Annotated in this window: 28 protein-coding genes; 17 read left to right on the forward strand and 11 right to left on the reverse strand. The window is 66.0% G+C overall.

Annotated elements, in window-relative coordinates; genetic code table 11:
* Window positions 1-43 precede the first annotated feature (43 nt).
* On the forward strand, window positions 44-1,420 hold the full coding sequence (locus tag RID11_RS01845) for an FAD-binding oxidoreductase (RefSeq protein WP_350135467.1): 1,377 nt from the start codon (window positions 44-46) through the stop codon (window positions 1,418-1,420).
* Between the two features lie 240 nt (window positions 1,421-1,660).
* Here RID11_RS01845 and RID11_RS01850 read toward each other — a convergent pair whose 3' ends face one another.
* A complete protein-coding gene (locus tag RID11_RS01850) occupies window positions 1,661-2,002 on the reverse strand; it encodes a DUF427 domain-containing protein (RefSeq protein ID WP_350135469.1) in 342 nt (113 codons plus the stop codon).
* A 60-nt stretch (window positions 2,003-2,062) separates the two neighbouring features.
* Window positions 2,063-3,865 carry an aminopeptidase P family protein gene (locus RID11_RS01855; RefSeq protein WP_350135604.1) on the reverse strand — a complete coding sequence of 601 codons (1,803 nt, stop codon included), beginning with the start codon at window positions 3,863-3,865 and terminating at the stop codon, window positions 2,063-2,065.
* A 184-nt stretch (window positions 3,866-4,049) separates the two neighbouring features.
* Here RID11_RS01855 and RID11_RS01860 point away from each other — a divergent pair, with 184 nt between their 5' ends.
* Entirely contained in the window at window positions 4,050-5,015 is a 966-nt protein-coding gene (locus tag RID11_RS01860; RefSeq protein WP_350135471.1) for an NAD(P)H-binding protein, read from the forward strand.
* 10 nt (window positions 5,016-5,025) lie between these two features.
* Here RID11_RS01860 and RID11_RS01865 read toward each other — a convergent pair whose 3' ends face one another.
* Complete coding sequence (locus tag RID11_RS01865) at window positions 5,026-5,634, reverse strand: cytochrome b/b6 domain-containing protein (RefSeq protein WP_350135473.1); 609 nt, start codon at window positions 5,632-5,634, stop codon at window positions 5,026-5,028.
* Window positions 5,634-5,927 carry a PepSY domain-containing protein gene (locus tag RID11_RS01870; RefSeq protein ID WP_350135475.1) on the reverse strand — a complete coding sequence of 98 codons (294 nt, stop codon included), beginning with the start codon at window positions 5,925-5,927 and terminating at the stop codon, window positions 5,634-5,636. The genes RID11_RS01865 and RID11_RS01870 overlap by 1 nt, the downstream gene beginning before the upstream one ends.
* Before the next feature lie 133 nt (window positions 5,928-6,060).
* Between RID11_RS01870 and RID11_RS01875 the strand changes: the two genes are divergently transcribed.
* The 10 genes from RID11_RS01875 (at window position 6,061) to RID11_RS01920 (ending at window position 16,437) form a co-directional block, all read left to right on the forward strand.
* The gene (locus tag RID11_RS01875) at window positions 6,061-6,354 is read left to right on the forward strand and encodes a PepSY domain-containing protein (protein WP_350135477.1); all 294 of its coding nucleotides are present in this window, start codon (window positions 6,061-6,063) and stop codon (window positions 6,352-6,354) included.
* Window positions 6,354-7,019, forward strand: coding sequence for a response regulator transcription factor (locus tag RID11_RS01880; protein WP_350135479.1), 666 nt, complete (start codon window positions 6,354-6,356; stop codon window positions 7,017-7,019). The genes RID11_RS01875 and RID11_RS01880 overlap by 1 nt, the downstream gene beginning before the upstream one ends.
* Window positions 7,016-8,359 (forward strand): sensor histidine kinase, encoded by a 1,344-nt coding sequence (locus tag RID11_RS01885; protein ID WP_350135481.1) that lies wholly within the window; start codon window positions 7,016-7,018, stop codon window positions 8,357-8,359. The genes RID11_RS01880 and RID11_RS01885 overlap by 4 nt, the downstream gene beginning before the upstream one ends.
* 196 nt (window positions 8,360-8,555) lie before the next feature.
* A complete protein-coding gene (locus tag RID11_RS01890; RefSeq protein WP_350135483.1) occupies window positions 8,556-9,629 on the forward strand; it encodes an MHYT domain-containing protein in 1,074 nt (357 codons plus the stop codon).
* Between the two features lie 135 nt (window positions 9,630-9,764).
* A complete protein-coding gene (locus RID11_RS01895; RefSeq protein WP_350135485.1) occupies window positions 9,765-10,598 on the forward strand; it encodes an FAD binding domain-containing protein in 834 nt (277 codons plus the stop codon).
* A gap of 8 nt (window positions 10,599-10,606) precedes the next feature.
* Window positions 10,607-11,104: a (2Fe-2S)-binding protein gene (locus RID11_RS01900; RefSeq protein WP_350135487.1), complete on the forward strand. Its 498-nt coding sequence runs from the start codon at window positions 10,607-10,609 to the stop codon at window positions 11,102-11,104.
* On the forward strand, window positions 11,101-13,521 hold the full coding sequence (locus tag RID11_RS01905) for an aerobic carbon-monoxide dehydrogenase large subunit (protein WP_350135489.1): 2,421 nt from the start codon (window positions 11,101-11,103) through the stop codon (window positions 13,519-13,521). The genes RID11_RS01900 and RID11_RS01905 overlap by 4 nt, the downstream gene beginning before the upstream one ends.
* 45 nt (window positions 13,522-13,566) lie before the next feature.
* A complete protein-coding gene (locus RID11_RS01910; protein ID WP_350135606.1) occupies window positions 13,567-14,436 on the forward strand; it encodes an AAA family ATPase in 870 nt (289 codons plus the stop codon).
* A complete protein-coding gene (locus RID11_RS01915) occupies window positions 14,436-15,623 on the forward strand; it encodes a vWA domain-containing protein (RefSeq protein ID WP_350135491.1) in 1,188 nt (395 codons plus the stop codon). Before RID11_RS01910 ends, RID11_RS01915 begins: the two co-directional genes overlap by 1 nt.
* A 10-nt stretch (window positions 15,624-15,633) precedes the next feature.
* Window positions 15,634-16,437, forward strand: coding sequence for an XdhC family protein (locus tag RID11_RS01920; protein ID WP_350135493.1), 804 nt, complete (start codon window positions 15,634-15,636; stop codon window positions 16,435-16,437).
* 212 nt (window positions 16,438-16,649) lie between these two features.
* On the opposite strand, the gene RID11_RS01925 is transcribed toward RID11_RS01920, so the two are convergent.
* A complete protein-coding gene (locus RID11_RS01925; RefSeq protein WP_350135608.1) occupies window positions 16,650-16,904 on the reverse strand; it encodes a LysR substrate-binding domain-containing protein in 255 nt (84 codons plus the stop codon).
* A gap of 5 nt (window positions 16,905-16,909) precedes the next feature.
* Between RID11_RS01925 and RID11_RS01930 the strand changes: the two genes are divergently transcribed.
* Together RID11_RS01930 and RID11_RS01935 are read left to right on the forward strand one after the other, a co-directional pair.
* A complete protein-coding gene (locus tag RID11_RS01930) occupies window positions 16,910-17,038 on the forward strand; it encodes a hypothetical protein (protein ID WP_350135495.1) in 129 nt (42 codons plus the stop codon).
* A gap of 95 nt (window positions 17,039-17,133) precedes the next feature.
* On the forward strand, window positions 17,134-17,682 hold the full coding sequence (locus RID11_RS01935; RefSeq protein WP_350135497.1) for a hypothetical protein: 549 nt from the start codon (window positions 17,134-17,136) through the stop codon (window positions 17,680-17,682).
* On the opposite strand, the gene RID11_RS01940 is transcribed toward RID11_RS01935, so the two are convergent.
* Together RID11_RS01940 and RID11_RS01945 are read right to left on the reverse strand one after the other, a co-directional pair.
* A complete protein-coding gene (locus RID11_RS01940) occupies window positions 17,608-19,086 on the reverse strand; it encodes an ABC transporter substrate-binding protein (protein ID WP_350135499.1) in 1,479 nt (492 codons plus the stop codon). The genes RID11_RS01935 and RID11_RS01940 overlap by 75 nt on opposite strands.
* A gap of 80 nt (window positions 19,087-19,166) precedes the next feature.
* On the reverse strand, window positions 19,167-19,952 hold the full coding sequence (locus RID11_RS01945) for an IclR family transcriptional regulator (protein WP_350135501.1): 786 nt from the start codon (window positions 19,950-19,952) through the stop codon (window positions 19,167-19,169).
* Between the two features lie 98 nt (window positions 19,953-20,050).
* Here RID11_RS01945 and RID11_RS01950 point away from each other — a divergent pair, with 98 nt between their 5' ends.
* Both RID11_RS01950 and RID11_RS01955 read left to right on the forward strand, forming a co-directional pair.
* Window positions 20,051-22,180 carry a malate synthase G gene (locus RID11_RS01950; protein ID WP_350135503.1) on the forward strand — a complete coding sequence of 710 codons (2,130 nt, stop codon included), beginning with the start codon at window positions 20,051-20,053 and terminating at the stop codon, window positions 22,178-22,180.
* A gap of 14 nt (window positions 22,181-22,194) precedes the next feature.
* Window positions 22,195-22,620 carry a GlcG/HbpS family heme-binding protein gene (locus tag RID11_RS01955; RefSeq protein WP_350135505.1) on the forward strand — a complete coding sequence of 142 codons (426 nt, stop codon included), beginning with the start codon at window positions 22,195-22,197 and terminating at the stop codon, window positions 22,618-22,620.
* A 103-nt stretch (window positions 22,621-22,723) separates the two neighbouring features.
* On the opposite strand, the gene RID11_RS01960 is transcribed toward RID11_RS01955, so the two are convergent.
* The 4 genes from RID11_RS01960 to RID11_RS01975 all read right to left on the reverse strand — a co-directional run bounded on the left by RID11_RS01960 (window position 22,724) and on the right by RID11_RS01975 (window position 25,138).
* The gene (locus RID11_RS01960) at window positions 22,724-23,230 is read right to left on the reverse strand and encodes a hypothetical protein (protein ID WP_350135507.1); all 507 of its coding nucleotides are present in this window, start codon (window positions 23,228-23,230) and stop codon (window positions 22,724-22,726) included.
* On the reverse strand, window positions 23,230-24,225 hold the full coding sequence (locus RID11_RS01965; RefSeq protein WP_350135508.1) for a DUF4123 domain-containing protein: 996 nt from the start codon (window positions 24,223-24,225) through the stop codon (window positions 23,230-23,232). The genes RID11_RS01960 and RID11_RS01965 overlap by 1 nt, the downstream gene beginning before the upstream one ends.
* Window positions 24,215-24,622, reverse strand: coding sequence for a PAAR domain-containing protein (locus RID11_RS01970; protein WP_350135510.1), 408 nt, complete (start codon window positions 24,620-24,622; stop codon window positions 24,215-24,217). Before RID11_RS01970 ends, RID11_RS01965 begins: the two co-directional genes overlap by 11 nt.
* 135 nt (window positions 24,623-24,757) lie before the next feature.
* Complete coding sequence (locus RID11_RS01975) at window positions 24,758-25,138, reverse strand: carboxymuconolactone decarboxylase family protein (protein WP_350135512.1); 381 nt, start codon at window positions 25,136-25,138, stop codon at window positions 24,758-24,760.
* 317 nt (window positions 25,139-25,455) lie between these two features.
* Here RID11_RS01975 and RID11_RS01980 point away from each other — a divergent pair, with 317 nt between their 5' ends.
* A complete protein-coding gene (locus tag RID11_RS01980; protein ID WP_350135514.1) occupies window positions 25,456-26,712 on the forward strand; it encodes a DUF4123 domain-containing protein in 1,257 nt (418 codons plus the stop codon).
* Window positions 26,713-26,829: the final 117 nt, after the last annotated feature.

Raw genomic sequence — 26,829 nt, forward strand, 5'->3', positions numbered from 1 at the left:
CATCGCCTAGTGTGGCATCACACTCACGAATGAAAGCCACGACATGGACATCGAAACCGCAATCGCCGAACTCCAATCCTGTCTAGGACAACGGGTGACGCGGTCCAAGTCCGATCTTGACCTGCACGGGCGCAGCGAGTCGTATTTTCCCGAAGCTCCGCCCGATGCGGTCGCCTATCCAGAGACGACCGAGGAGGTGGCGCAGATCGTCGGCATCTGCGCGCGGCATGGACTGCCGGTGATCGGCTGGGGCACGGGCACCTCGCTGGAGGGGCAGGCGCAGGCCTTCGTGGGCGGTGTCGCCGTGGATTTCAGCCGCATGAACCGGGTGCTGGAGATCGCGCAAGAGGACATGACCGTGCGGGTGCAGCCCGGTGTCACGCGCGAGGCGCTGAACGAGGAATTGCGCGCCACGGGGCTTATGTTCCCGGTCGATCCCGGGGCCAATGCCTCACTTGGCGGGATGGCTGCGACGCGTGCCAGCGGCACCACCGCCGTGCGCTATGGCACGATGCGCGACAATGTGCTGGCGCTTGAGGTGGTGACGGCGGCGGGCGAGGTGATACGCACCGGGACAGGGGCACGCAAATCCTCGTCCGGATACGATCTGACGGGGCTTTTCGTCGGCTCCGAGGGCACGCTGGGGTTGATGACGGAACTGACCCTCCGGCTCTATGGGCAACCCGAGGCGATATCGGCCGCAGTCTGCAGCTTCGAGACGGTGGACCAGGCGGTGCAGACCGTGATCGACACGATCCAGTGCGGGGTGCCGATGGCGCGGATCGAGTTGATGGATACCGACAGCGTGCGTGCGGTGAACGCCTATGCGCGCATGGACCTGCCGGAAAAGCCGCATCTGTTGCTGGAGTTTCACGGCAGCCCTGCCGGCGTGACCGAACAGGCCGAGAGTTTCGGCGCATCGGCCGCCGATTATGGCGGATCGGGTTTTGACTGGGCGACACGGACGGAGGCGCGCAATGCGCTCTGGACGATGCGGCACAACGCCTATTACGCGATCCTCGCCGCACGACCGGGGGCGCGGGCGGTGGTCACCGATATCTGCGTGCCGATCTCGAAGCTGGCGCAGGCCATAGAGGAGACCCGCGCCGACCTGCACGAGGCGGGTGTTTCGGGGCCGATCCTGGGTCATGTGGGGGATGGCAATTTTCACGCGGTGCTGTTGGTAGATGAGAACAACCCCGAGGAACTGGCCCGCGCCAAGGCCGCCGCCGTGCGCATGGTGGAGCGCAGTCTGGCCCTAGGCGGAACGGCCACCGGCGAGCATGGGATCGGCGTGGGTAAGCTTGATTACATGACGCGCGAGCACGGGCCGGGTTGGGCGATGATGGGCGCGATCAAGGCGGCGCTCGACCCCAAGGGCATCATGAACCCCGGTAAGTTGGTGCCGCCGGTGGGGTAGGTGGGCGTCTTGGCCTGGAGCAGTCGTTGCCGTTATGGCCCTGCGCGGAATCAAGGGCGAAGCCCGCCGCGCAGCGCCCGGCCGCCCCCCGGAACGGCGTTTTGGGTGCAACCTGCTCTTTGCTCTGATGTTCTTCGGGCTTGGCTGATATAAAGCGCTAAACAACTGAGGTAGGATCGCCGCACCGCGGCCCGTCGATGCGCGGCTCACGGCAATGTCGGCTCAAGGCCAGAACCTACCTCAGATCTGCTCCACCGCGACGCGGTCGCTGGAATAAAACGCGATGTGATCCTTGATCTCGGCCACCTCGGGCTTGGGGTCTTCGTAGCTCCAGGCCGCGTTTTCCAGCGTCTGGCTTTTGGTGACAATGGAATAATAGCGCGCGTCGCCCTTGTGCGGGCAATGGCTGCTCTGTTCGCTCTCATCAAGAAAGGCCATCGCGATGTCCTCGCGCGGGAAATAGATCACGAAGGGATAGTCGCCCTCGGTCAGTTCGAGCGCATTGCGGCTCTCGGCCAGAACGGCGCCTCCGGCGCGCACGGTCCATGTTCCTGTCGCCTTGCGTATCGTGATCTTCGGCATCATCCATCCCTCTCGTTTCGTCTTTTCATTGCTTTGACGCAGGAACCTAACAGGAATATGTCAGCATGTCTGCGTCACTTTTTCCAACCATAGCCGCGCGTTTGGTGAAAGCAGAGGTCCCAACTTGTCGCGGCAGGCGGCGTGATAGGTCTTGAGCCAGTCGCGCTCAGACGCGCTGAGCAGGGCTGTGTCGATCAGGCGATGGTCGATCGGCGCGAATGTCAGCGTCTCGAAGCCGAGATGCGTGGCCCCGTCGCCGTGGGGCAGCGGCGTCAGCTCTTCGACCACGATCAGGTTCTCGATGCGGATGCCAAAGGCCCCCTCGCGGTAATAGCCCGGCTCGTTCGACAGGATCATGCCGGGTTCCAGCGGCACGGTCCCGCTGCGCGACAGGCGCTGCGGCCCTTCGTGGACGCAGGAATAGACGCCGACGCCGTGCCCCGTGCCATGGCCATAGTCTAGATCGGCGAGCCACAGGTGATAGCGGGCGAGCGCGTCGAGATCGCGTCCCGCGAGGCCGCGCGGAAAGCGCAGGCGCGAGATGGCGATCATGCCTTGAAGCACGCGGGTGAAGGCGGCGCGCTCGGCCTCGCCGGGCGTGCCCACGGGCAGGGTGCGGGTGATGTCGGTGGTGCCGTCGATATATTGCCCGCCGCTGTCGAGCACGATCAGATCACCGTCGAGGAGGCGGCGGTTGCTGGCCTCACTCACCCGGTAATGCGGCAGCGCGCCATTGGGACCGGAGCCCGCGATGGTGTCAAAGCTGATATCGAGCAATTTGCCGGTGGCGGCGCGGCTGGATTCCAACTGGCGCACCACGTCGATCTCGGTCAGCGTGCCGGGGGGCTGGTCGTCGAACCACGCCAGAAATTCGCACATCGCGGCACCGTCGCGCAGATGGGCGGCGCGGGTGGCGGCGATCTCGGCTTTGGTCTTGCGGGCTTTGGGCAGGATACAGGGATCGCTGCCCCAAGCAGTCTCCACGCCCGCCGCCTCGAGCCGCTGCACCACCCAGAGCGGCACGCTCTCGCGGTCGAGCCGCACCGGACCGGTGAGCGCATCGAGCGCAGCGCCGAAATCCCCGGGCGCAGCGAGTGTGACCGCGTCGCCCAGATGGGCACGGGCGGCACTATCGAGCTTGGCGGGGTCGGTGAAGAGCGTCACGCGCCCGTCGCCCTGCAGAATGGCAAAGCCCTGCGGTACGGGGTTGCGGGGGATGTCGTCACCGCGAATGTTCAGGAGCCAAGCGAGCGAATCCGCAAGCGTTATCACCGCCGCGCTGTGCCCGGCGTCGCGCAATGCTTGTCCGAGGGTGTTGCGTTTCTCGGCGTGGCTCTGCCCGGCATAGGCGTCGGGCCAAGGCTTGATGGCACCTTGCGGCGGGGCCGGGCGGTCGGGCCAGACGGCGTCAATCAGGTTGCTGCCGGGCACCAGCCGGACCCCGCTTTGACCTAATGCGGCGCGCGCGGAGTCGATTTGCTCGGGTGTGTAGAGCCAGGGGTCAAACCCCACATCGCCGCCCTCGGGCAGATGTGCGTTCAGCCAATCGGCAAGCCGTGTTTCGGGCCAGTCGACGGGGGTGAAATGTGCGGTATCGACCTGCGCGCGGGCTTGCACGCGGTAGCGGCTGTCCACGAAGACCCCCGCCGCGTCGTTCAGCACGGCGCAGAACCCCGCCGAGCCGGTGAAACCCGTCAGCCATTCCAGCCGCGCGTCGCAGGGGGCCACGTATTCGCCCTGATGCGCGTCGGCGCGCGGCACCAGAAAGCCCGCGAGCCCCGCCGTCCGCATCGCGGCGCGCAGACGCGCGAGGCGCGGCGGGCCCTGATCGGGGCGGGCGGTCTCGGTGAAACTCTGGAACATGGCCGGGCCTTTCGCGGGGATGGTCTCGGGCATCTTGCTAGAGAACGGCGGGCCGAATGGCAATCACCCGGTCGTGAGAGGGGGCGCTGCCCCCGTCGCCTGGCGGCGACTCCCCCGGAATATTTTCGGCAAGATGAAGCCGGGGCGGGTTGATTTCTGCGCGCGCCCGGTGCCCCATCAGCGGATGACCGAGGCGGATCAGGCAAAGACGCGTGTGCTGGTGCTGGGGGCGACCGGCACAATCGGGCGCGCGGTGGTGGCGGTGGCGCTGGAAGAGGGCCACGCGGTGGACTGCGTGTTGCGCCCGCATCACGCGCAGGGCGCGCATGGCCTGCCCGAGGCTGTGGCGTTGCATTTCGGCACGGTGGCGCAGGCGCTGGAGGCGGGCGGCGCGGATGTGGTGATCTGCTGCATGGCCTCGCGCAATGGCGCGCCCGCCGATGCCTGGGAGGTTGATCATGCTGCCACCGTGGCGGCGGTGGAGGCGGCGCGGGCAGCAGGCGTGGGGCATTTCGTGCTGTTGTCGGCGATCTGCGTGCAGCACCCGTTGCTGGAGTTTCAGCGCGCCAAGCTGGCGGCGGAGGCGGCGCTGATGGCGTCGGGGCTGCGCTATTCGATCGTGCGCCCGACGGCGTTTTTCAAATCCCTGTCCGGGCAGTTGCAGCGGCTGCGCGCGGGCAAGCCGTTTCTTTTGTTCGGGGACGGGCGGGGCACCGCCTGCAAGCCGATCAGCGACGGCGATCTGGCGCGCTACATGCTGGGCTGTGCGGGGGATCCGGCCCGCTGGAACCGGGTCTTGCCGATCGGTGGGCCCGGTCCCGCGGTCACCCCGCTGGAGCAGGGTGGTATGCTGTTTCGCGCGCTTGAGAGGGAGCCGGAGTTTCGCCATGTGCCGGTGCGGCTGATGGATGCGATCGTGGCGGGGCTGAGCCTTGGCGGCCGGGTGTCGGACCGGCTCGCGGCGACGGCGGAACTGGCGCGGATCGGGCGCTATTACGCGACGCAGTCGATGCTGGTGCTCGATCCGGTGACCGGGCGCTATGATGCTGAGGCGACGCCTGAAACTGGGCAAGAGACGCTGGAGGATTTTTACGGCAGGCTTGTGCGTGGCGAGACAGAGGCACCGCGTGGCGCGCACGCGGTGTTCTGAGGGCCTGCTGTCAGGCCCGTTTGCGCCCGGTGACCATGGCGCGGGCGAGGTTTTCGCGATGCGCGTAGCTGGCCAGCGCCACGCCGCCCAGATGCAGGAAGATCAGGATCAGCGTCAGGTTGGCGGCGATCTCGTGGGTCTCTTCCCAGAGTTCTGCGCCGTCGTCCTCGTTGTGCTCGTCAAGCCCGGCACTGTGTTCGCTTGCCTGTGCAACGATCCCCGAAAGCGGGCCGTGTCCCTCTTCGGCGGCGAGGTTGCCCATGCCGGTAAAGGCGGTGGCGGCCAGCGCCACGAGAAGGACCACGGTCATTGCGCCGCCTGCCGGGCTATGACCGGGATGACGTTCGGACTGACCGGTCAGCAGCCCCTTGAGATAGGCCAGAACGCTGCCCGGCCCGGTGACGAAATCCGAGAACCGCGCGTGGCGCGGGCCGGCAAAGCCCCAGATCACGCGAAGCCCCACGATCCCGGCGATGGCGTAACCGGCATAGGTATGGAGCCATTCCGGATCGCCCTCGGAGAGGTAGGCGGTGGCAAACGCCACCACCAGACCCCAGTGTCCGAGACGTACCAGAGGATCCCAAACCGCCACGGTCTTGGGTTTGGATGGTCGTTCCATCAGTCGTCATACCCGCGATATTTGACGCGCTCGCCGGTGACGAGGTCGAAATAGCCCTCGACCTTGTAACCTCTGTCATCGAACATCTCGACATCGTAGACGCCGTGTTCGACCTCAATCTCGCGGATCTTGTAGCCCTCGGTTTCGAGGCGCGAGGCGAGGTCGGCGATGCTCATCCATTCGGCGCGGGGGGGCAGGTCGGCGCTGTGGCGATAGTCGTCGTCGCTGGCGAGGGCCGCGCCCGCGCCGATGCTGAGGGCGGTGGCGGTGATCAGGATGTGCTTGAAGGTCATGTCGTGTCTCCTTGGTTGATGTGGGCGGCGGGTTTGCCGCGGTAACATCTGGGGTATGACCGATTCGCCCTGACGCGAACCTGACGGCGATTGTCAGCTTGCTGTCAGGTCGGTCCGGGTAGAGAGTGATGCCATGACACGCATGTTTCTCGCCCTTCTCGTGCTTCTGGCCGCCCCGGTCCAGGCCAGCGATGACGATGATCACGACCGCGCCCGCGCCGCATTCGAGCGCGGCGTGATACTGCCGCTGTCGCAGATCACCGCGATTGCCACCGACCGGTTCGGCGGTCGCGTGATCGAGGTGGAATTCGACGAGGATGACGGGCGCTACCTCTACGAGCTGGAGATGATCACCGGGTCTGGCCGGGTGATCGAGGTCGAGATTGACGCCGGGACCGGTCGCATCCTCAAGGTCGAGAACGACTGATGCGCGCGCTGGTGGTCGAGGATGACCCGCGCATCGCTGCCGATCTCGGAGCGGCGCTCGGACAGGCCGGGTTTCGGGTGGAAGCCTGCGGCGATGGCGAGGAAGCGTGGTTTTTGGGCGACACCGAAGACTATGATCTCGCGGTTCTGGATCTGGGCCTGCCGGGTCTGGACGGGCTGTCGGTGCTGCGCCGCTGGCGGGCGGCGGGGCGGGTGATGCCGGTGCTGGTGCTGACCGCGCGCGGCGCGTGGCAGGACCGGGTCGAGGGGATTGAGAGCGGCGCCGATGATTACCTGCCCAAGCCGTTCCGCATGGAGGAACTGGTCGCACGCGCCCGGGCGCTGGTGCGCCGAGCGGCGGGCCATGCGGGGGCGATGATGGAGGTGGGGGCGCTTGCGCTCGACACCAACCGGATGCGGGTCGCGGTGCATGGCGCGCCGGTGCAGGTGACGGCGCTCGAATACCGGCTGCTGGCCTATCTCGCGCTGCACCGGGCGCGGGTGGTGCCGCCGTCCGAGTTGCTGGAGCATCTTTACGGCGACGAGGATGCGCGCGAGGCCAACGCTCTGGAGGCGGTGATCGCACGGCTGCGGCGCAAGCTGGGGGCCGGCGTGATCGGAACGCGGCGGGGCTTTGGCTATTTCATTGAAGGGACGGAGGTGTGACGCGGCTCTCGCTCCGACTGCGGCTGGCGATTGCCGGGGCGGTCGCGACAGCGCTGGCGCTCGGGCTGGCCGGAGTTGGTCTGGTGGCCTTGTTCGGCACCCATGTAGAGCGGCGGGCGCTGGCCGAACTTTCGGTGCATCTTGATCAGGTGATCGCGGGGCTTGAACGGCGCGGCGATGCGCTGGTCTTGGTGACCCCGCCCGCCGATCCGCGCTTTGCGCGGCCCTATGGCGGGCTGTACTGGCAGATCGAGGCGGGTGCGACCGATTTGCGCGCGCGGTCGCTGTGGGATTACGAACTGCCCCTGCCCGAGGACACGCCGCAGGATGGTGCGCCGCATGTCCATGAGGTGCCCGGGCCGCAGGGCGGTGCGGTGCTGGTGCTGGAGCGGCGCGTCAGCCTGCCGGACAGCCTGGGCGGCGGAGCGGCCCGTGCGGCGGTGGCGATGGAGGCTGCTGATCTGGTGCAGGCGCGGCGCGATTTTGCCCGCGACATGACTCCCTATCTGGCGCTGCTGGCGCTGGTGCTGGTGGCGGCGGGCTGGGCGCAGCTTGTGGTGGGGCTGCGGCCGTTACGGCGGCTGGGTGCTCGGTTGAGCGACCTGCGGCGGGGCGATAGCGCCCGCATAGGCACCGACTGGCCCGGCGAGGTGCAGCCGCTGGCCGCCGGGATGGACGCGCTTCTGGCCGAGCGCGAGGCCGATATCGAGCGGGCGCGGGCGCGCGCCGGTGATCTGGCGCACGGGCTCAAGACGCCCTTGCAGGCGCTGATGGGCGAGACGGCACGGCTGCGCGATGCGGGGCAAGGTGCGGCGGCGGACGCGATCGAGAGCGTGGCCGATACGATGCAGCGGCACGTGACGCGCGAATTGGCACGCACCCGAAGCGCGGCGCGTGCGCGCCACGCCCGGGCCGATGTCGGGCAGGTTGTGGAGCGGGTTATCTCGGTCCTGCGGCGCACGCCCGAGGGCGGGCGGATTGAGTGGCAGGTGAGCGGGGCGCATGGGCTGATGGCGGTGATCGACGAGAGCGATCTCGCCGAGGCGCTCGGGGCGCTGGCCGAGAATGCCGCGCGCCATGCGGTGGCCCGGGTGACAGTACTGGTGTCGAAAAGCGATGACGGGGGCGTGCATCTTGAACTGGCTGATGACGGGCCGGGCATTCCCGAGGCGCGGCTGGCTGATCTGATGCGCCGGGGCACGCGGCTTGATGAGAGCGGGCCGGGCGAGGGGCTGGGCCTTGCGATTGCGCGTGACATCGTCGAGGGCGCGGGCGGGCGGTTGCGGCTGGAGAATGGCGCGGGCGGGCTACGTGTGACGGTGGTGCTGGGCGCGGGGTAGGGGGATTGGCCTGGAACGGGCTACGCCCCTCCCGCGCGGCGCCTTCTGGCGGTCACTCAATGACCGCTGCAGACCACTTGTCGCCCCGATGAGTTGATACGCGCGCCCCTCACATTCCCGCGCCCCATGCGTGATAAAATTGCGTGTGCCGCCGCGCCTTGCTAGGCTTTGCCTGCAGGGCCGGGGGATCACGCAGGTGCTGGACTATTCGCATAATCCGTGGCTGGTGGCCGCGTCGCTCGCGGTGGCGCTGATGGCCGGGTTTACCGGGCTGTCGCTGACGCGCGGCGCGTCGCATCTCGACGAGGGGCGGCGCAAGCTGGTGGTTGCTCTGGCCGCCGTGGTGCTGGGTGGCGGCATCTGGTCGATGCATTTCGTGGCCATGCTGGGGCTGCAACTGCCGATCCTCTATTACTACGACGCGCTCATCACGCTGATCTCGGCGCTGGCGGCGATCCTGATGGTGGGCCTGGCGCTCTTGCTGCTGCATTTCCGCAGGCGCACGCCCGGCGTGATCCTCGGAGCGGGGGTGATCGTGGGTCTGGGGATCGTGGTGATGCATTACATCGGCATGGCGGGGATGCAGATGTGCCGCGCCGTGTCTTCTGTATGGCAGATGATGAGCGCGACGCTGGCCTCGGTGGTCCTGTCATCATTGGCGATCTGGGTGGCTTATGATGCGCGTACGCATCGCAATATCCTGCTGGGCACGGTCTGCTTCGGCTGCGCGGTTTTCGCGGTGCATTTCGTGGCAATTGCACTGACCGGCTTTGTCGCCACGGATCAGGCGGGCGGGGCGGGGCCGGTGCTCGACAACCGTATCCTTGCGATGGGGGTCACGGTGTCGGTGTTCCTGATCTGCGGCGCTTTCCTGTTGACCGGGGTGACGTTCCTGAAACCAGCCGAGGCACCGCCCGTGCCACAGGCTGCGTCGCGCCCCGCGCGGTTGCCCTATGAGCGCGAGGGGCAGACCCACTTCGCCGATGCTGCTGCCGTGGCCGCGATCCGTGCCGAGGGGCATTACACGGTGCTCTATCAGGGCGAGGACAAGCTCTTTTGCCCCTGGTCGATCACCGAGGCTGAGGCGCGGCTGCTCCCGTCGGGGTTCCTGCGCGTGCATCGCAGTTACCTGGTCAATCCGGCGCATGTCTCGCGGTTCGAGCGGCACAAGGATAACGGCACTTGCTATTTTGAGGCTGTGCCCGCGCTCTCCAAGGTGCCGGTCAGCCGCTCGCGCCTGACGGCGATCCGTGAGGCACTGGGCCTCTGATCGCAGTTCGTGCGGATAATTCGCATTTCGTGAAATGAACCGCGCGGATTGTTCCGCGTGATTTGAGCGTGAGCAGAAGGCGGCGCTTGATGGCCTTGTCCGGTCGGGGAGGACTGGCCGCAGGGAGGACAGCACATGATACCAGCCGGGTTCGAGTATCACCGGCCGACCGATATCGCGTCGGCCATCGGGATTTTGCAGCAGCATGGCGATGAGGCGCGGGTGATCGCGGGCGGTCACAGCCTCATTCCGATGATGAAGCTGCGCATGGCCGATCTGGCGCATCTGGTGGATTTGCAGGCCATCGACGATTTGCGCGGCATCGAGATCGCAGGGGGAGAGGCGCGCATCGGCGCTATGGTCACGCAGCATGAGCTGATCACCCATGAGGGGCTGGCCGGGGCGCTGCCTATCCTGCGCGAGGCGGCCTTGCAGATCGCCGATCCGCAGGTGCGCTATCTGGGTACGGTGGGCGGTAATGTCGCCAACGGCGATCCGGGCAATGACATGCCGGGCCTGATGCAATGCGTGGATGCGCGGTTCGAATTGGTGGGGCCGGAGGGTGCCCGCGAGGTGGCGGCGCGCGCGTTCTATGAGGCGGCCTATTTCACCGCGCGGGGCGACGAGGAGATTCTCACGCAAATCCGTATCCCGCTGCCCGCGCAGGGCACCGGTTATGCCTATGAAAAGCAGAAGCGCAAGATCGGCGACTATGCCACAGCGGCGGCGGCGGTGCTGATCGGCCATGGCACGGCCTCGGTCGCGATGACCAATTTGGCCGATACGCCGATCTGGTCCGAGGATACAGGCACGGCGCTGGCGGGGGGCGATGTCGAGGGAGCTGTCGCGGCGATGCTGGGCGCGATCGAGCCGATGGCCGACAATCGCGGCCCGGTCGCGTTCAAGCAACATGTGGCGGGCGTGATTCTGCGCCGCGCCATCGCGCGGGCGCAACAGCGCGCCGGTTGAGGGAGGGGATGATGACGAAAATGCATGTGAAACTGAACGTCAATGGCCGCGCGGTCGAGGGGCTGGCGGAGCCGCGCACGCTGCTCATCCATTTCCTGCGGGAAAACCTGCGCATCACTGGCCCGCATATCGGCTGCGAGACCAGCCATTGCGGCGCCTGCACCGTGGACATGAACGGCAGGTCGGTCAAATCCTGCACGGTCTTCGTGGCGCAGGCCGACGGGGCCGAGATCACCACGGTCGAGGGGCTGGTGAACGAGGATGGCAGTCTTGGCGTGATACAGGAGATGTTCCGCGAGCATCACGGGCTGCAATGCGGCTTTTGCACGCCGGGGATGATCACCCGCGCGCATCGCCTGTTGCAGGAGAACCCGACACCCACTGAGGAGGAGGTGCGTTTCGGCATGGCCGGGAACCTGTGCCGCTGCACCGGCTATCAGAACATCGTCAAGGCGATCCTCGCCTCCGCCGAGATGCTCAATGCTCAGAAGGAGGCCGCGGAATGAAGGACGACGTCGCAACCCCCGAAGACCGCAGCGCCAGCCTCAAGGGGATGGGCTCGTCGCGCAAGCGCGTGGAGGATGTCCGTTTCACCCAGGGCAAGGGCAATTACGTCGACGATATTCGCATGGAGGGCATGCTGTTCGGTGATTTCGTCCGCTCGCCCTACGCTCATGCGCGTATCACCGGGATCGACGCCGAGGCGGCCAAGGCCGTGCCCGGCGTCATCGCCGTGCTGACCGCCGCCGATCTCGAGCCGTTGGGCCTGCACTGGATGCCGACGCTGGCGGGCGACAAGCAGATGGTGCTGGCCGATGGCAAGGTGCTTTATCAGGGGCAGGAGGTGGCCTTTGTCGTGGCCGAGGACCGCTATATCGCCGCCGATGCGGTGGAACTGGTCGAGGTGGAATACGAGGAACTGCCCGTCGTGGTTGATCCGTTCAAGGCGCTGGAGCCGGATGCGCCGGTGCTGCGCGAGGATCTGGAAGGTCAGACCGAGGGCGCGCACGGGCCGCGCCGCCATCACAACCATATCTTCACCTGGGAGCAAGGCGACAAGGACGCGACCGAGGCGGTGCTCTCGGAGGCCGATGTGGTGGCCGAGGAGATGGTCTATTACCACCGCACCCATCCCTGCCCGCTGGAGACCTGCGGCTGCGTGGCGAGCATGGACAAGGTCACCGGCAAGCTGACCGTCTGGGGCACCTTTCAGGCGCCGCATGCGGTCCGCACCGTGGTCTCGCTGATTTCCGGTATCGCAGAACACAACATCCGCATCATCTCACCCGATATCGGCGGAGGCTTTGGCAATAAGGTGGGGGTCTATCCGGGCTATGTCTGTTCGGTCGTGGCCTCGATCGTGACCGGCAAGCCGGTCAAGTGGGTCGAGGACCGGATGGACAACTTGATGACCACCGCGTTTGCCCGCGACTACTGGATGCAGGGCAGGATTGCGGCGACGAAAGAGGGCAAGATTACCGGGCTCTGGTGTCACACCACCGCCGATCACGGCGGCTTCGATGCCTGCGCCGATCCGACCAAGTTTCCGGCGGGGTTCATGAATATCTGCACCGGCAGCTATGATATCCCGGTGGCCTATCTGGCGGTCGATGGCGTTTATACCAACAAGGCGCCGGGTGGCGTGGCCTATCGCTGTTCCTTCCGCGTGACCGAGGCCGCCTATTTCATTGAGCGGATGGTCGAGGTGCTGGCGATCAAGCTGGGGATGGATGCCGCCGAATTGCGGCGGATCAACTTCATCCGTGCCGATCAGTTCCCCTATCAGTCAGCCTTGGGTTGGGAATATGACAGCGGCGATTATCACACGGCGTGGGACAAGGCGCTAAGGGCCGTCAACTACGACGCGCTGCGCGCCGAACAGGCGCAGCGGCTGGAGGACTTCAAGGCCGGAAAGACGCGCAAGCTGATCGGCATCGGCCTCACGCATTTCACCGAGATCGTGGGCGCAGGGCCGGTAAAGAATTGCGATATTCTGGGCCTCGGCATGTTCGACAGCTGCGAGATCCGCATTCACCCCACCGGCAGCGCCATCGCGCGCCTTGGCACGATCAGCCAGGGGCAGGGGCATGCCACGACCTTTGCGCAGATCATCGCCTCGGAGATCGGCATTCCGGCGGATGACATCACGCTGGAGGAGGGCGATACCGACACCGCGCCTTACGGCCTCGGCACCTATGGCTCGCGCTCGACGCCTGTCGCGGGGGCGGCGACCGCCATGGCCGCGCGCAAGATTCGCGCGAAGGCGCAGATGATCGCGGCCTATCTGCTCGAAGTCCACGACGACGACGTGGAATTCGACGTCGACCGTTTTGCGGTCAAGGGCGCGCCGGAGCGGTTCAAGAGCATGAAGGAGATCGCCTTTGCCGCCTATAATCAGGCGATTCCGGGGCTGGAGCCGGGGCTGGAGGCGGTGAGTTACTACGACCCGCCCAACATGACCTACCCGTTCGGGGCCTATATCTGCGTGATGGAGTTCGACGTCGATACCGGCGAGCATGAGGTGCGGCAGTTCTACGCGCTCGACGATTGCGGTACCCGGATCAACCCGATGATCATCGAGGGGCAGGTGCATGGCGGTGCCACCGAGGGCTATGCCATCGCCATGGGGCAGGAGATCGCCTATGACGAGATGGGCAATGTGATGACCGGCACGTTGATGGATTTCTTCCTGCCGACCGCGTGGGAGACGCCGCATTACACCACCGATCACACCGTGACCCCCTCTCCCCATCATCCCATCGGAGCCAAGGGCGTGGGCGAGAGCCCGAATGTCGGTTCGGTGCCGTGCTTTTCCAACGCTGTGCATGATGCGTTCCGGCCCTTTGGCCTGACGCAGAGCCATATGCCGCATGACCATTGGCGGATCTGGCGCATTGCCAATCAGTTGGGCCTGCATGGCTGAGCGTGGGATCGGAGTATTTCGGGAAAGGTGAAACAGCGGGGCGGCATGCAGGACTGGCAGGATATGCAGGAGGCGATGGCGGGGCAGGGCTATGTCGCGGGTGAGCGGCTGGCGATGGCGCTGCATTTGGCCGAGCGCATGGGGCGTCCGCTGCTGCTGGAGGGTCCGGCGGGCGTGGGCAAGACAGAGGTGGCAAAGGCGCTGGCCGGGGCGCGTGAGACTCGTTTGATCCGGCTGCAATGCTACGAGGGACTGGACGCTGCACAGGCGATCTATGAATGGAATTACCAGCGGCAATTGCTGTCCATTCGCGCGGCGGATGCGCGCGGCGGCGTCGATGAGGCGGCACTTTTTTCGGAAACCTACCTGCTTAAGCGGCCCCTGCTGGAGGCGATTTCTCAAGAGGAGGCCCCGGTACTGCTGATCGACGAGATCGACCGCGCCGACGAGGAATTCGAGGCCTACCTGCTGGAGGTGCTGTCGGACTTCCAGATCACGATCCCGGAACTGGGTACGATCTCGGCGCGTGCGCGCCCGGTGGTGATCCTGACCGCCAATGGCACGCGAGATCTGTCGGACGCGCTCCGGCGGCGGTGTCTTTATTCCTATCTCGATTTTCCCGATCGCGACACCGAACTGGCGATCCTGCGGGCGCGCATGCCCGGTCTGGAGGCGCGGCTGGCGGCGCAGATCGTGGGCGTGGTGCAGGCGCTGCGGCGCGAGGAGTTGGAGAAGGTGCCGGGGGTTGCCGAGATGCTCGACTGGGCGGCGGCGCTGTCGGGGCTCGGGGTGAACGATCTTGCGCAATCGTCCGAGGCGGTGCAGGCGACGCTGGTGTGCCTGCTCAAAACCGCTGCCGATCACGATGCCGCGCCACCTGAGGTGATGGACCGGCTGATCGGCCGGGTGGCGTGATGCGCGTCACCCGATTTGCCGCGCGGTCCGGGGGCATGGCCGACCGGATGGCCGATTTCGTGGCGCATCTGCGGGGTAACGGGATGAAGGTGGGAGCGCCCGACACCGGGGCGGCGCTGGAGGCTTTGACGCAGGTGCAGGCAAGCGTGCCTGATGAGGCGCGCGCGGCGCTCGCCGCCGTGCTGGCACGCGATGCCGAGGAGTGGCGGCGCTTCGACGATCTGTTCAATGCCTTTTGGTTCAATGCCGGGCGCACCCGGCAGGACCGCGCCGACAACACCCATGTTCGGGTGCAATCGGCGCGCCCGGTCCTGTGGCACAGCCATCTGGACGAGCAGGACGGCGGTGTGCCGGATCAGACTGAGGCCGATGTGCCCGACGCGGGCGAGGACGAGGCAGAGGGCCGAGACGGGCGGCTGATGGCGACGCGGACCGAGGCGCTTGGCCGTCGCGACCTGCGCGAGGTTATGGACGAGACCACCCTGCGCGAGGCCGAGCGCGTGGCGGCCAGCCTCGCCCGCGCGATCCGCGACCGCACCTCGCGCAGGCGCAAGCGGGCGCGGCGTGGCGGCCCGCTCGATCTGCGGCGGGTGCAGCGGGCGAGCCTTGCGCGCGGCGGCGAGCCGATGGAGCTTTTTCACCGCCGCCGCCCGCCGCGCCCTATGCGCATCGTGGCGCTCTGTGATGTGAGCGGCTCGATGAGCGTGCATGCGCGGGTGTTCCTGGCCTTTCTGCGCGGGCTGGTGGGGCAGGATATGCGCACCGATGCCTATCTCTTTCACACGAGGCTGATGCGGGTGACCGATGCGCTGCGCGACCATGATTCCTTGCGTGCCGCAAGCCGGTTGTCGCTGATGGCCGAGGGGTTCGGCGGCGGCACGGATATCTCGGGCGCGCTGGAGCGGTTTCTGGATGGCTATGGCGCGCGGGCCTTGGGCGGGCGCACCGTGGTGCTGATCCTGTCGGATGGCTATTGCACGAGGTCGCCCGAGGCGCTGGCGGCGGTGCTGGCGCGGCTCAGGCGCAAGGCGCGTCGGATTATCTGGCTCAACCCCTTGGGTGGTTGGCAAGAGCATGCGCCGGTGGCGCGGGCGATGGCGGCGGCGCGGCCCCATCTCGATGCGCATCTGCCTGCTGGCAGCCTTGCGGCGCTGGCCGCGCTGGAGGCGGAATTCGCACGGATCTGAGGAGGGACCGATGGCCGGATTCGACATATTCGAGGAAATCGAGCGCTTACGTCGGGAGGGCGCGCCGTTCTGCGTGGCCACCGTCATCCGCACCGCCGATGCGACCTCGGCCAAGGCCGGGGCCAAGGCGGCGGTCACGGGCGCGGGCGAGATCATCGGCCATCTGGGCGGGGCCTGCGTGCAACGCGCGGTGTGTGCAGCCTCAACCGAGGCGCTGAGCGAGGGCGCGCCGCGTCTAATTTCGGTGCGCCCCTCAGAGACGGTGGTGACATTGGAGCGCGAGGCCGAGATGCAGCTTTACAAAAGCGGCTGCCCCTCGGGCGGCACGGTGGATCTGCTGATCGAGCCGTGGCGCGCCGCTCCCTGCCTGATGATCCATGGAGCGACCCCGATTGCGCGGGCGCTGGCCGAACATGCTGCCCTGATGGGCTTTCGCGTGATCATGGAAGAGGGGGCAGAGGCCGGGCAGGCCGAGGTCGCATGGCTGGTAGAGGGGCAGATGCCTGCGCTGGAGCCGCGCGACTTCGTCGTTGTCGCCTCGCAGGGCCGGGGCGACATTGCGGCGCTGCAAGCGGCGTTGGCTACACAGGCTGGGCGGGTGACAATGGTTGCGAGCTGTCGCAAGGCTGAGGTGCTGCGCGAAAACTTGGCCGCGCAGGGCGTCGATGTGGCGCGGCTCGCGGTGCTCAAATCGCCCGCCGGGCTGAATATCGGTGCAGTCGACCCGCATGAGATCGCGCTGTCGATCCTGGCCGAGATCGTGGCCTGGAAGAACGCGCATGCGGCCCATCCGGCAGGGCGAAAGTCGGGCTGAGCAACGCGTCGCCTAGCCTAGCCTAGCTGGTATCAAGCACCGTCTCGACGGCGCGGGCAGCCTGATTCACCGCCATCTGCCGATCGGTGATGAAGGCCCCCGCCGCCACGAATTGCAAACCGGGTAGGAAGGTGCGCAATTCCAGCCGCTTGTTGAAGCGGCAGCCGACGGCGCGGAACGCCGCCCCGATCTGGAGCGCGGTGTTGTGCGTGTCAAAAAAGCACCGCCATGGGACGCCCTTCGAGATCGGCGGGCGTGATCACCCGGGCGCGTGCAAGGGCATCTTCGGCGCGCGGCACGGGGGTCTCGGCAAGGCCCACATCGTATTGCTGAGAGGCGATCAGATCTTCGATCATGTCCGAGGAGGGCATGATCAGCGACAGGTCGAGATCGTCGTGATCCTGACGAAAATGCGTCAGAAGGCGGGGCAGGAAATGCGCTTGAAGCTGCCGGGTGGCTGGCGATATTGAGCTTGCCTGATTGCAGGGTGCTGATCCGGCTGGGTGTGCGGATCATGGTGGCCTTTTCGGTGATCAACATCGTAATGAGCCGCAAGTTCGACCTCGTGGTTGATGACAAGCCGTCGTTTTCGGAGTTGTAGAGCGTGGCGCGGCGTCGTGCGGCAGGCCTGCATGATGGAGGCGGCCGAGGGGCTGGAGACCGCCCACCCGCATGAGGGCGCGCGCATGACACGCTATGATCGGGCCATCATCGGCGCGGTATCTGGGCGGTGCTCTGCGCGGCTCGCGCTATCTGCTCAAGGGTTTGGACCTATCGTCGGAGATCGTCCACGTGCCGGACACACAGGCAGCGCGCCCCTCTTTCGACGCGGGCTATCCGCGCTTTCCCGGGGGTATCGCGCCTGACAATGCCACCGTGATCTGCCGCTGCGAAGAGGTGACGGCGGGGGTGATCCTGAGTTATGCCAAGCTGGGCTGTCTTGGGCCAAACTACGCCAAGGCGTTCGGGCGGTCCGGGATGGGGCCGTGCCAGGGGCGCTATTGCGGATTGACCGTCACCGCCCTGTTGGCTGAGGCGAATGGTCAAACGCCCGACGAGACGGGATATTGCCGTATCCGTCCGCCGCTGAAACCGGTGACGTTGGCGGAACTGGCGGCGATGGACGAGGGCGCGCGGACAGGTGGAGAAGGCAGCGGAGTGAGCGCGCGCCTAGTCTACGACCGCCACGAGATGCCAGCGCAGCGCGTCGTTGGGCACGGGATCAAAGTGCGTCACCCGGTTTGACAGCACCACAAGCTGCGTGACGTGGAACGGAATCAGCGTGCCCGATGTCTCGGCCAGATATTCCTGCGCCTTGATGTAGAGCGCGCGGCGCTTGGCGAAATTCAACTCGGCGCGCGCGGCTTCCAGCAGGCGGTCGAATTCGGGATTGGAATAGTGGCTCTCATTCCACTTGGCGCTGGAATGGAACGCCTCGTTCAGGGCCTGATCGGCGGGCCGCTCGCCCCAGCTCGTGGTGAAGGCGGGCTTTTTCATCCAGACCGTGGACCAGTAGCCATCGGCCGCGGCGTTGACCACGTTGACGCGAATACCTGCCTCGGCGGCCTGTTCCTGATAGGCGACGCCGATCACCGGCCAGCTGGGATCGAGCGATGAGACGTGGATATCCACGTCGATTCCATCCGGATGGCCTGCCTCGGCCAAGAGCGCGCGGGCGCGTTCGGGATCGGGCGGGCATCGCATCTCGGCGCGGTATTGGTCATTCGGAGAGACCGGCGTATCGCAGGCCACCACCCCGCCGCCGTCAAGTGCCAGGTCAAGCATCTCGTCGCGATCCACCACCAGCCGCAGCGCGCGGCGCACGCGCGGGTCGTCGAACGGGGCCATGTCGGTGCGGAAGGCAAGGCCCATCCAGTTGCCGGTGGGAATTTCCAGCAACTGGTAGCGCAAGGACTTGTCGAGCGCCCGGCGCAGGACGGGGGCGATTCCGCGCTCCATGTCCAACTGCCCGCTGAGAAAGGCCTGAAGCCGTGCCTGTGCATCCGGCACGCCGATCACCTCGATCCGAGCCAGCGCCGGCGGGCCTTCCCAATAGCCCTCATAGGCGCTCAGCACGGTGATGCCATCGGGGTCGAATGTCTCGACCTTGAACGGCCCGGTGCCGATGCCGCTCTGGTCTACCGTCTCGCCCGCGCCTTCGGGGATGATCCGCAGGCGCGGGTCCATCAGTTGCAGGGGTAGGTCGGCAAAGGTGGATTCGAGCCGCATGCGCACGGTCAGCGGCCCGGTCGCCTCGATATGCTCGATCATCTTGACGGCGGCGCGGGCGGGGCTGCCATAGTCGGGGTCGATCACGCGCTTGATCGAGTAGACCACGTCGCCCGCGTCCAACGCGGTGCCATCGTGAAAGCGCACGCCTTCGCGGATATGAAAGGTCCAGACTGTGCCGTCTTCATTGGGCTTCCACGCGGTGGCGAGATCGGGTTCGGGCTTGCCGCCGCGGCCCGGGCGCACAAGGCGGCTCTGGACCTTCTCGATGATCTGGAGCACGCGGCCCTTGGAGGCGGGATCGAGGCTTGATTGCGCGCCGAAACCGACGTTGTGGGCATGGCGGAAGGTGCCGGTGGGTGCGGCATGTGTCAGGGTCGCGCAGAGTGCGACGAGAGTGGCAAGGATCGGGCTGCGCATCGGGTGGGCGTCTCCGTGTCGTCGCGGCCATTCTTGGCAGGTGCGCGTGCAAATGCAAACCTTTCGGCATAGGTGGCCGATCACGTTTCCTGCGGTGGCGCCCCACCGAGACGCATCGTCAGTTCATCCGCCGCGCGGCGTACGGTGCGGCCCACGGCCTCGATCTTGTCGTCGGGCAGGCGGGTGGCCACGCCCGAGATCGAGATGGCGCAGGCGGCCTCGCCCTCCGCCGACCACACCACGGCGGCGACACAGCGCAACCCCGCGACGTGCTCTTCGTCATCGAGCGCATAGCCGCGCGCGCGGATGTTCGTGATATCAGCCATCGCCGTCTCAAGGTCGCGATGCGAACGGCCGGTGAGGGGACGAAACCCGGTGCGTGCGACGAAGGCCGCGATATCGGCATCGCGCCAGGTGGCGAGAATGGCCTTGCCCATGCCCGAACAGAACGCCGGGACCCGCCCGCCGGGGGCGGAAATCGCGCGCATGATCTCGCGGCTGCCGACCTGACCGAGGGTAATCAACTCGTCGCGGTCGAGCAGCCCGAGATTGGCGGTCTCGCGGGTGGCATCGCGCAGCCGCCGTAATAGGGGCAGGGCCGGGGCCACGAAATTATGCCTTCGTCCGAAGGCCGCGCCGACGCTGAACGCCTCGCGCCCCACATGCCAGAGCGCGCGCTCTGGCTCAAACTGCACGAAATCCTCGATTTCCAGCGTGGTCAGCAGCCGGTGCGTGGTCGAGAGCGGCAGCCCCGCCGCGCGCGCAATGTCGCTGACCCGCATGCCCTCGTCATGTTGGCTGAGCAGCCGCAACAGGCCAAGCGCGCGCTGCACCGATTGCACGCCGTCGGGTTTCGGATCGGCCATTGCGGTATACCTTTCCATACAATGGAAAACATTTTCCCGCTTGTTACAATTTTCAACCCCGTGCGCTAGCCCTCCGCCCAATCAAATGGAGATCGGATATGACCCAATACGTAGACCGCCACGGGCTGTCTGTGGCCCAACCGCTTGCAAGCCTGATCGAGGACGAGGTGCTGACGGGCGTTTCGCCGGATCAGTTCTGGTCCGGCTATGCCGCGCTGTTACGCGATCTGGCCCCGCAGAACGCTGATCTGCTGGCACGACGCGCCGAGTTGCAGGGCAAGATCGACGACTGGCATATCGCGCGCCGGGGCCAGCCGTTCGACGGCGAGGCGTATCGCGCCTTTCTGGCCGAGATCGGGTATCTGGAACCCGAGCCTGGCCCGTTTGCCATGACCACCGAAAACGTCGATCCCGAGATCGCAAGCATTGCCGGGCCGCAGCTTGTGGTGCCGGTGATGAATGCGCGCTTTGCGCTCAACGCCGCCAATGCGCGGTGGGGGTCTCTGTATGATGCGCTCTACGGCACCGACGCAATCGAGGGTCAGCCGCAAGGTGCGGGCTATGACGCCGCGCGCGGGGCGCAGGTGATCGCACGGGCGCGCGCGCATCTTGATGATGTGACACCGCTGGCGCAGGCAAGCTGGGCCGATGTCAGCGCGCTTGCGGTGCGGGATGGCGGACTTTGCGTGACCGTGGGCGAGACCGAGACCACCCTTGCCGATGCAGAGCAATTCGCGGGGTATACCGAGGGCGGCAACATCTTCCTGCGGGCGCATGGCCTGCTCATCGAGGTTGTGATTGACTGCGCCTCGGCCATCGGCACGGACGATCCGGCGGGCATCGCCGATATCCGGCTGGAAAGCGCGCTGACCGCAATCCAGGATTGCGAGGATTCCGTCGCCGCTGTCGATGCCGAGGACAAATGCGTGGTCTATGCCAACTGGCTGGGCCTCATGCGCGGTGATCTGGAAGAGACGCTCGAGAAGGGCGGCAAGCAGATCACCCGCCGTCTGAACCCCGATGTCAGCTATCTCGACCCGCAGGGAAATCCCGTGACGCATCCCGGCCGCGCGCTGATGCTGGTGCGCAACGTGGGCCATCTGATGACCACCGACGCGGTTCTGTTGGACGGGGCAGAGACGCCCGAAGGCATGCTTGATGCTGCCGTGACGGTCGCCGCCGCGATGCATGATCTGAAGAATGACGGGCCATGCAATTCGCGCGCGGGATCTGTCTACGTGGTCAAGCCCAAGATGCACGGCCCCGAGGAAGTGGCATTTGCCGATGCACTTTATGGCCGGGTCGAGGATATGCTTGGTCTGCCGCGCAATACCGTCAAGCTGGGCGTGATGGACGAAGAACGCCGCACCTCGGCGAACCTGCTGGCCTGCATCAAGGCGGTCAAGGATCGCTGTGTCTTCATCAACACCGGCTTTCTCGACCGCACCGGCGACGAGATCCATACCTCGATGCAGGCCGGGCCGGTTGTGCCCAAGGGCGAGATGCAGAAAGAGGCGTGGCTTGCCGCCTATGAGGCGGGCAATGTCGATGCGGGGCTTGCCGCAGGCATGTCCGGCAAGGGCCAGATCGGCAAGGGCATGTGGGCCAAGCCCGACGCCATGGCCGAGATGCTGAATGTCAAGATCGGCCATCCGAAGGCCGGGGCCAACACCGCTTGGGTGCCGTCGCCGACGGCCGCCACATTGCATGCCACGCATTACCACCGCGTCGATGTGGCGGCGGTGCAGGACGAGATGAAGAGCCGTGAAACGGCGTCGCGCGCGGCGCTTTTGACACCACCGCTGATGATCGGGCGCAACCTGTCGGGCGAGGATGTGCAGCGCGAACTCGATAACTCGTGCCAGTCGATCCTGGGCTACGTGGTCCGGTGGGTCGATCAGGGTGTGGGCTGTTCCAAGGTGCCCGACATCAACGATGTGGCGCTGATGGAGGATCGCGCGACGCTGCGCATTTCCTCGCAATACCTTGCCAACTGGCTGTTGCACGGCATATGCACGCCTGAGGAGGTCGAGGCATCTCTGCGCCGGATGGCCCCCAAGGTGGATGCGCAAAATGCCCATGATCCGGCATACCTGCCCATGGCCCCCGGTTTCGACGGCGTGGCGTTCAAGGCCGCGCATGACCTGATTTTCAAGGGTGCGGAGCAGCCCTCGGGCTACACCGAGCCGCTCTTGCATGCCGCGCGTCGCCGCGCCAAGGCCGCCTGAGGAGGGCCTGAAGTATGATGACAGTGAAACGGCTCGATCTGGCCGATGCGGGTGTCCTTCTGGAAGGAGCCCGCGCCAAGGCCGCCGAGATCGGCGTGCCGATGTGCATCGCCATCACCGATGAGGGCGGCAACCTCGTGGCGTTCGAACGTATGGATGGCGGCAAGGTGACGTCGATCACCATCGCCATCGACAAGGCGTTCACCGCGGCCGGTGCCAAGAAGGCGACGCATGAATATGGTGAAGTCAGCCAGCCCGGCAAGCCGGTCTATGGCATCGCCTCGGCCATCGGCGGTCGTCTTATGGTGGTGGGTGGCGGCCTGCCTGTTGTTGTGGGTGGCGACGTGGTGGGCGGCATCGGCGTCAGTTCCGGCACGCCCGCGCAGGACCGCGAGGTCGCGCAGGCGGGTATTGACGTGTTCCTCGCGGCTCAGGGCTGAGGGTTGTTGTTGCCATTAGAGGCGTTTTAGCCTGCGTTGCCAAACGGTGCCGCACTCGCGAAAAGCGCCGGGGCGAGGCTGACGTGCATGTCGCCGAGATGCGTCAGTATTGCTGGGTCAGCCCGCCCACATAGGCCGAATTGGAATTATGAGGTGTCACGTCCATCGAGACGTGGCTCGCGCTTCCGGCGGGTGCGTAATCATAGGTGCCCATTGCGCTCGAGGTGTCGTCTAGCGTGCCGTTTTGATAGCGGCATTGCCATCCACCGCGTCCGCCGCTTGCAACGATAGAAACGCGAAACGTCATGTTTTCGTTGTCGCGAAAGCCCGGTAACGGATCGTCATGGAACCACCAGGCGGTGACGGCATTGTCGGGCTCCCACAGGTTCCCTTCGTTGTCGGTCCAGTGCAGAAGCACCCGCCGCGTGCCCCACAGCCGTCCGGGTTTGTCGTAATAGACCGGAATTGGTGGCGTGGACGGGCAGCGGTTGCAGCGGTTGCGCTCGGTGTGTAACGCAGAGGACGGGCTGATCGGGTCGCCGACAGTGACACTCCGGCAGTCAGGTTCATTTCCGCATTTCCCGGTCGGACAGTCGAAATCCTGCGGCATCAGAACTCCTCGGTCCAGAAACGGTTGAGCCGTGCAAAGAACGCCGAGCGTTCATCAAGCGTCTGAAAGTCGCTGGTCAGGATTCCCAGCAACAAGCCGACGCGCTGATTGGGGTGCGCCGCGAGCGGGTGATCGACCATGACCTGCTTCATCACATAGGCGTCTTCGAGCAAGTCGGGGCGCAGCAGCCGGATCACCACCAGACTAAGGACAGACCCCTGCCGCTTGTCGCCAATCCGGTCGGCGTCGGCGATGGCCGCGTCGATCAGGGCGTGCATCTCTTCATCCGACATATCGCGTGTCTCGGGCGAGAATTCGGAACGTAAATAACGCGCGAGGTCTGTGCGAAACGTGTCCCCGGTCAGCTTGGCTAGAATGGCGTACTGGGTTTCGCTGATCCGGTACAGCCCATCCGGAGGAAAGGTGCTGCGCGGCGTGGCGCGGGCGATGTCGGTCAGGCTGAAGGCCTTTGCAGCCCGGGTTTCGACGGTGACGATACGTTCGATCGGACCAAAGAATGCCGCCGCGTCGGCAGGTGTTAGCGTGCCTAGAAAGGCGGCAAGGATCGCAGGGTCGTAGAACCGGAACAGCACGGGTTTGTCCTCTCTGGAATGACCCTTGGGCAGATGCACCGACAGCCATTTGCGCAGATGCGTGCGCTGCCGGTCGAGTTCCACCGGGGCATGCATCAGGATGGCACCCGCACCCGAACCGATGACAAAATTCAACAGGCTGCGAGACGCGGTTGCATTCTGGGGGTCGAGGGTTGCGAGATAGGGGGCCTCTTCGGCCAGGGTTTCGGCATCGGGTCCGGAAAACAGGCACGTATGCGGCAGGCCGGACCGCTCGAGCCGCGCAGGCAGGCCGTCATGTGCACTGGCATCCAGAAGGAGCGCCGCTGGCATGCCCTCGCCGCTCCAGAGCGTGTGAGGGTCCGAATTCTGCGCAGCTTCGGTGACGCCCTTGCCGGGCTGCGGGATGGTCTCAGCCGACAAAGGATTGTTTTCGCTTTTGCGCCGATTTGATGCAGTCGCGGGCGCAGGGGCCTGCTGCGGAATAGACTCCGGATGCGGTCGGGGTGGCGCGGCTCAGGACCGGTTCCAGCTCATCGGCGTAGACATCGCCCGAGGCTTGCTGCATCTTGCCGCCGCAATTGATCGCATCGCCCAAGCGCGCCAGCGGCTTGCCGTTCACGTAGACCGAGGGCGACCCGCCCGAAACAGCGCGGGCATGCGGCGGGCAGTTGCTGCAGCCGTGTGGCGCGAGTGCGTCGCCCTGACGCAACGCATTGAGATCATTTATGAAGACGTCTGGGCTGCCCTCGATGGCGGGGCTGGGCGGGAAACATCCGTGCCCTGACCCCAGATCGGTGATGCGGCTTGTGCGGGGCATGTTTTTACAACCTTAACTGTTACTCTGGGCCGGTAGGCGTGTTCTGCGCATCAACCCCGTTACACGTCTGTACCGGCACGATAGCGCGTCACACACGGCCGTTCAACTCTCACGTGCGAGCGTCGATACTGCATCTCATTCCGCGTCCAGCACCTTGCGGGCTGCACGGAAGCATTCCAGCGCTTGCGGCACGCCGCAATAGATGCCGATGACGTGGATGATGGCGCGCAGTTCCTCCTGGGTCACGCCGTTGCGGCGCGCGCCGCGGCAGTGGGTTTCCCATTCCTGCATCTTGCCGAGCGCACCGATCATCGCGAGGTTCATCATGCTGCGGGTCTTGGCGTCGATCACATCGTCGCCCCATCCGAAGCCCCAGCACCAGGCGGTCATCGCCTGCTGAAAAGGGCGGGTAAAGTCATCCGCTGCGGCGAGGTTTTGCTCCACATATTCCGCCCCGAGCGTGGCCTTGCGTTGCTCCAGCCCCTTGAGGAACAGGTCTTCGTCGAACAGGCTCATCTGTGTCTCCTTCGCTGTTGTCCACCGCCGGGAGGGGCGGGGCCTGACGTAGGTGATAGGCGAGATGCGGCATTGGCCAAAGCGATTCCTGCAAGCAGCGCGCGCCCGTCTGAGAACGCCCTTTCGGACCGTCGGTAAATGGTCGGTATTACGTCGGTATTCGGTCGGTGCCGCAGTCGGGGCCGCAGACGGGGCAGGGCTGACCAGACAGGTGCCTGCCAGTTGAGCGTGGCGGCATGTCGCTTGTGCCGGACCTGCGCGATCTCTGCCCGTGTCGCGTCTTGCGGCGTGTTGCAGGGTGGGCTTGCGTTGCTATAGTGCACTCACGAAAGCGTGAGGGTTTGGGCGTGGCGGGCAACGGACACTGGATCGGATATCTGCACATGGTGGCGCGGTCGCCCGAGGCGCGGTTCTGGTCGGTCCCGTCGGATGCAGTGCTTGGGCGGCTGGCCCTCAAGGCGGACAGCGCCGACGACTTTGTCAGCGGCATCAGCCGCTCGCTTGACGCACGCGGGCTCGGGCTGGCGGAGATGATGGCAGTGGCCCGCGTGCCCGATGCACCGGGACCGGAACTTGCGGCGGCACTGTCGACCGGCGCGGAGGATCAGCCGGTTCTGGTGGGTCGTCTTGTTTCCCCCGAGCGTCAGCCACCCGTTGCCCTGACAGACATCGACTGGTTGGCATTGCCGCAGGATGACAGGCTTTTTGCGTTGCTCGACGGGGCAAGCTGGCCGGGCCTGCCCGCGCTTCTGGCCGAGAGCGGGGCGGAACATTACTGCCTCAACGCCTCGCTTGATGCGTCGATGCAGGCGGGAGCACCGTGGCTGGTGCGGCTGCGCGCGGGCGACCCGCTGCGAGAGGTGCTGGGGGCGCGGCCCGCTGATGCGCATGTGGGCGTGTTTTTTCGCAGTGAACATAGTGGCCGCGACCTGCGCGCGCATTTCCGCCGCTTCACGATGGTGCGCCTGCCGGATGCCCCGGAAAGCCCGGTCTACTTCCGGTTTTTCGACCCGCGCGTGATGCTCGACATGGCGGTGGCGCTGGTTCCCGAAAAGCTGGCCGCGCTGATGGAGGCGATCGAGCGGTTCTACATCCCGATAAGCCCGATGTGCCTGTTGCCCGACGGCGCGCCGATCGCGGTGCCGGTGTCGGTGTTCGATCCGGTGGAGCCGCTCTCGGCGCGGTTGATCGAGATGGCCCCGCCGGTCGATGCGACGCTGGAGCGGGGCGGGCTGTCGCTCAGCGACGAGGAATATGCGATCTTTGACCGGTTGCAGAAAAAGCGCGCGCAGCGGGCGCTGGTGCGCCTGCTGCACGAGGAGTTCCCCGATGTCGAATTGCAGACCTGTCGCACGGTGGCCCAATCCGCCCCTGCCGCCGCCGCCCGTTTCGGGCTGAGTTCGGTCAAGCAGGTGCGCGTGATGGCACGGCTGATCCTGCAACTCGGCCCCGAGTTCTGGGAGCGTGAACCCGAGGCGGCTGCGATCCTCAATCGCCACGATCTGAGGCCTTGGCAGAAGAAGGACGCCTTGCTGCGCTGGATGGTGCGCCGCCCGGCGGACGTGGCGGGGTAGCAGGAGAGTGGTCGCGATGTTGACAGGTTTTCGGTTTCCGCCGCACAGTCTCTGCGGCACTATTGGATGCAGCGATTTTGATGGGCGTTCCCCGGTGAGTTTGATGGATTTTTACTG

The sequence above is a fragment of the Roseovarius sp. genome, from assembly GCF_040219995.1.
Taxonomy (GTDB): domain Bacteria; phylum Pseudomonadota; class Alphaproteobacteria; order Rhodobacterales; family Rhodobacteraceae; genus Roseovarius.